Raw genomic sequence first — 4,501 nt, 5'->3', positions numbered from 1 at the left:
GGTCCTTGGCGACGGGCATCGACTCGCCGGTGAGGGCCGACTCGTCCACGGCCAGCTCGTCGGTGCGCAGCAGCCGCAGGTCGGCGGGCACCTTGTCGCCCGCGTCCAGCTCGATCAGGTCGCCGCGTACCAGGTCCGCCGCCGGGACCCGGCGCGGCGCGCCGTCCCGCACGACCGTCGCCGTCGTCCGCGCCATCGCGGCCAGCGCGGTGAGCGCCTTCTCCGCCCGGGACTCCTGGACGTACCCGACCACCGCGTTCACGATCACCACGCCGGCGATGACGACCGCGTCCACATGCTCGCCGAGCAGGGCCGTCACCGCCGCCGAGACCAGCAGCACGTAGATCAGCGGGCTGTTGAACTGGAGCAGGAACCGCGTCAGCGGGCCGCGTCCGCGGGCGGCGGGCAGCGTGTTGGGGCCGTCCCGCTCCAGCCGTTCCGCCGCCTCGCCAGACGTCAGGCCGTCGGACGCGTCGCCGCCGAGATCGCGCACGACGTCCGCGGCGGGCCTGCGATAGGGCTCCAGAACCGTCGTCATCGCAGTTTGGCCAGCCGCTCGTCGTACTCCTCGGTGCCGATCTCGCCGCGGGCATACCGCTCGGCGAGGATCGCGCGGGCGCGCTCCATTCCCGTCACGCGGGGACCGGGCGAATCGACGCGGCGAGACGCCGCGGCACGGATGATCAGCCATGCCGCCGCGCCGACGACGGCGACCCACAGCAGAACCATCGCCGCGCCCCACACCCACATCCAGCCGCCGTCTCCCATGTGCCCCCAGCCATCGCCGGGAGCGGCGACCACAAGGGCATAACCGGTGTTCATCGCCACACCTCCTGACGGCCTCCACCCTGCGATCCCGGGCAGCCCGCCGACAGGGCCGAAGGTCCCCCGGATCGACGGACCCATGCCTCTGACCACCCCGTCGCGGCCGGAGCAGCGTAGAGGACCTGGAGGTGGGCACTGATGGACTCACGACATGTACTCGTCGGCTTCGACGGCTCCCCGGCCGCTGAACGGGCGCTGCGCTGGGCGGCCACCGAGGCGTCCCTGCGCGGCGTGCCGTTGCAGATGTGCCACGCGTGGAACTGGCCCTATCCGCAGCGTCCTGAAGACCGCGACGCGGTACAGATCGTCCGCCGCATGGGCGCGCTGACCTTGGACGACGGCGTCCAGCTCGCGCGGAAGGCCGTCCCCGGCCTGGACGTGCGGCCGGTGCTGCTGAAGGGCACGCCGCCCGGAGCGCTGCTGGCCGCGTCGGCGGACGCCGCACTGATCGTGGTCGGCGCGCGCGGGACGGGCGGCTTCCACCGGCTGCCGCTCGGCTCCACCGCCGTGCACGTCCCGGCGCACGCCGACCGTCCGGTGGTCGTCGTCCCGGCCCATGAACGAGCCCGCACCGCGAAGAAGATCGTCGTCGGGATCGACGGCTCACCGGCCAGCGAGGCCGCCTTGCGGTTGGCGCTGAGGGAGGCCCGGCTCCGGGATGCCTCGGTGACGCTGGTGTGCGCATGGTGGGACCCCGCCACGCTGCCCGGCCCCGACCGGCTGCCGTTCACCGACCCGCAGGTTGTCAAGGAGCAGGCCAAGGCGCGTTTCACCAGCGCCGTCGGGCCGTGCCTGGTCGACTATCCCGATGTCGCGGTCGAGGACAGGTTCGTCATGCAGCGCGCCCATCGGGTGCTGATCGACAACGCCCGCGACGCGATGCTCCTCGTCGTCGGGGACCGCGGTATCGGCTCGTCCCCCACGACCTTGCTCGGCGCCGTCACCCGGGCTGTGCTGCACGAAGCGCCCTGCCCGGTCGCGATCGCCCATGAGCGCGACCCGCGTGCGAAGGAGTCGTCATGATCCGAGTACTGGTGGCCTACGCCTCCGAACGCGGAGGAACCGCAGAGATCGCCGACTGGGCCGGTGCCGCGCTGCGCCAGGCCGGCGTAGACGCCGACGTCCGCCCGGCCGGCGAGGTCACGAGCCTGGACGGGTACGACGCCGCCGTCGTCGGCGGCGCTCTGTACGCGGGCCGCTGGCACCGGGAGGCGCGCCGCTTCGTCCGGCACCACGCCGACGCGCTGGCGCACCGCCCGGTATGGCTGTTCAGCAGCGGCCCGCTCGACCGCACCACCGAAGAGCGGGACATCGCCCCCGCGCCGGGCGTCGCCAAGTTCGCCCGCCGGATCAACGCCAAAGGGCACGCCACCTTCGGCGGACGCCTGACCCCCGATGCCCGGGGATTCCTCGCCTCGAAGATCGCCAAGCGGATGAGCGGCGACTACCGGGACCGCGACCACGTCACCGAATGGGCCACCGGAATCGCCGATGACCTGAGAAAGGCTGCCGTATGAACGCGATCATCGTGGGCGCCGACGGGTCAGTGCCGAGCCTGCTCGCGATCGACTGGGCCGCCGACGAGGCCGCCCGCCGAGGCGCCTCCCTGCACGTGATCTACGGGGCGGGCCAAGTTCCCGGACGTCGACGTGGTGACCGAAGCCGTTCAAGGCAGGGCCGTGCAGGTGCTGGCCGAGGCGTCGGCTCACGCGGACCTTCTGGTGGTCGGTTCACGCGGACGCGGCGGCTTCACCGGGCTCCTGCTCGGCTCGGTCGGGCACGCGATGCTGCTGCGTGCACACTGCCCCGTGGCGATCGTGCACCGCCGTCCTTGAGCGGCGGCGGCCGCTTGATCGGCCAGGCGCGCCGGTGGGGCCGGTCCGGCGTTACTCGCGCCAATCCTTGGAGCGAGAGGAGTCGGATTTGAGCTGTGCGGCGAGCGCGGCGGCCTGGGTGCGGCGGCTCATGCCGAGTTTGGCGAAGATGTTGGAGATGTAGTTCTTGACGGTCTTCTCGGCCAGGAACAGCCGTTCGCCGATCTGCCGGTTGGTCAGCCCCTCGCCGATCAGTTCCAGGATGTGGCGTTCCTGCTTGGTCAGGCCCTGGAGCGGGTCCTTCTTCTCCTGCCGGGTGCGGATGCGTTCGAGCATGCGGGCGGTGCTGCGCGGGTCCAGCAGGGACTGGCCGGTGGCGACGGTGCGGACGGCGCCGACCAGATCCGAGCCGTGGATCTGCTTGAGGACGTAGCCCGACGCCCCCGCCATGACGGCCTCGAACAGGGCGTCCTCGTCATCGAACGAGGTGAGCATCAGGCAGGCCAGCTCCGGCATCTGGGAGCGGATCTCGCGGCAGACGGTCACGCCGTCGCCGTCCGGCAGCCGGACGTCCAGGACGGCGACGTCGGGCCGGGCGGCGGGGATTCTCGCCAGCGCTTCGGCCGCGGTGCCGGCCTCGCCGACGACCTCGATGTCGTCCTCGGCGGACAGCAGCGCCGCCACGCCGCGCCTGACCACTTCGTGATCGTCCATCAAGAAGACCCTGATGGTCCGTGCGCTCTCTTCGCCTTGATCGGTCATGGCAGATCGTTCCCTCGGCTCGGCGGTGACGTGATGGACGTTACCCAGCGCCCGGCGGCCGGTCACAGGGACGAACGTCCCGGTTCTCGGGCGCGCCGGACACGGGCCGGACGGCCCCGTCGCCCGGGACCTTCGGCACTGCCGCAGGTCGGCCGCAGATGGTGGGCTGGATGGTGACCAAGGGGGAGTGATGATGCCTTCACAGAGCACGGACATCGCGACCGACGCCGTCCGCCGCGCCGTCGAGGACGCCGTGCAGGCGCCGTCGGTGCACAACACCCAGCCGTGGCGGTTCGGGATCAGCGGTTCGCGGATCAGCGTCCGCGCCGACGCCGACCGCCGGCTGGACGTCGCGGACCCGGACGGCCGCGAAATGCTGATCAGCTGCGGCGCCGCGCTGTACAACCTGCGGCTCTCGCTGCGCATGCAAGGGTTCGAGCCCGTCGTGCGGCTGCTGCCCGACCCCGACCGGCCGCATCTGCTCGCCGACGTCCACCTGGAGTCGCAAAGGGAGCGGGCAGGCGACGAGGTGGAGCGCGAGTACGCGCAGATCCGGCGCCGTCGCAGCCACCGCGGCGGGTTCCGGCCCGATCCGGTCGGCGCCGGCGTCCTGACGGCGCTGCGGCACGCCGCCGAGCAGGAGGGCGGCCGGCTCATCCAGGCCGTCGACGCGCATGTCAAGGGGACCTTGGCGGCTTTGACCGACGCCGCCGAACACGTGCAGCAATGCACGTCCTCGTACGCGGCGGAGATCGCTCGCTGGGCGCCGGCGCCGACCACGTCCCGCAAGGACGGCGTCCAGCAGGGCGCCTACCCCCGGCAGACTCCGCGGACCGAGCCGCACTTCCCGGCCCGCGACTTCGCGCGCGGCCAAGGTTGGGGCGTCGAGCCGTCCGACGACGACGGGACGCTCCGCGCCGGAGCCGTGCTCCTGCTGGTCACCGGGGATGACACACCCGCTGCGTGGCTGGACGCGGGGCAGGCGCTGCAGCGTGTCCTGCTGCGGGCCGCCGAGCACGACCTGGCTGCCGTTTACCACACGCAGGCGCTGCAGGTTCCGGAACTTCGCGCGTTCATCCGGGCTCGTTTCTGCGGTGACG

Annotated in this window: 7 protein-coding genes and 1 pseudogene; 5 read left to right on the top strand and 3 right to left on the bottom strand. The window is 72.3% G+C overall.

The window, feature by feature from the left end:
• Both ETD83_RS39785 and ETD83_RS39780 read right to left on the bottom strand, forming a co-directional pair.
• On the bottom strand, nt 1-538 hold a 538-nt coding region (locus ETD83_RS39785), incomplete at its 3' end, for a P-type ATPase (protein WP_268920542.1).
• Entirely contained in the window at nt 535-822 is a 288-nt protein-coding gene (locus ETD83_RS39780) for an SHOCT domain-containing protein (RefSeq protein WP_205718152.1), read from the bottom strand. The genes ETD83_RS39780 and ETD83_RS39785, both read right to left, overlap by 4 nt.
• Before the next feature lie 141 nt (nt 823-963).
• Between ETD83_RS39780 and ETD83_RS39775 the strand changes: the two genes are divergently transcribed.
• From ETD83_RS39775 to ETD83_RS45615, 4 genes and pseudogenes are all read left to right on the top strand, one after another.
• Nucleotides 964-1,848, top strand: coding sequence for a universal stress protein (locus tag ETD83_RS39775; protein ID WP_138650423.1), 885 nt, complete (start codon nt 964-966; stop codon nt 1,846-1,848).
• Entirely contained in the window at nt 1,845-2,342 is a 498-nt protein-coding gene (locus ETD83_RS39770; protein ID WP_138650422.1) for a flavodoxin domain-containing protein, read from the top strand. Before ETD83_RS39775 ends, ETD83_RS39770 begins: the two co-directional genes overlap by 4 nt.
• A pseudogene (locus ETD83_RS45620) lies at nt 2,339-2,398 on the top strand (hypothetical protein); the annotation flags it as partial. The gene ETD83_RS39770 and the pseudogene ETD83_RS45620, both read left to right, overlap by 4 nt.
• Nucleotides 2,399-2,477: 79 nt before the next feature.
• Nucleotides 2,478-2,660 carry a universal stress protein gene (locus ETD83_RS45615; protein WP_268920541.1) on the top strand — a complete coding sequence of 61 codons (183 nt, stop codon included), beginning with the start codon at nt 2,478-2,480 and terminating at the stop codon, nt 2,658-2,660.
• Nucleotides 2,661-2,711: 51 nt separating this feature from the next.
• On the opposite strand, the gene ETD83_RS39755 is transcribed toward ETD83_RS45615, so the two are convergent.
• A complete protein-coding gene (locus ETD83_RS39755) occupies nt 2,712-3,353 on the bottom strand; it encodes a response regulator transcription factor (RefSeq protein WP_407921559.1) in 642 nt (213 codons plus the stop codon).
• Nucleotides 3,354-3,591: 238 nt separating this feature from the next.
• Between ETD83_RS39755 and ETD83_RS39750 the strand changes: the two genes are divergently transcribed.
• Nucleotides 3,592-4,501 (top strand): Acg family FMN-binding oxidoreductase (locus ETD83_RS39750; protein ID WP_138650419.1); only part of this gene is annotated, 910 nt, incomplete at its 3' end.

It is taken from the genome of Actinomadura soli (genome assembly GCF_005889715.1).
Lineage (GTDB): Bacteria > Actinomycetota > Actinomycetes > Streptosporangiales > Streptosporangiaceae > Spirillospora > Spirillospora soli.
This window is presented reverse-complemented; position numbering and strand designations above follow the sequence as displayed.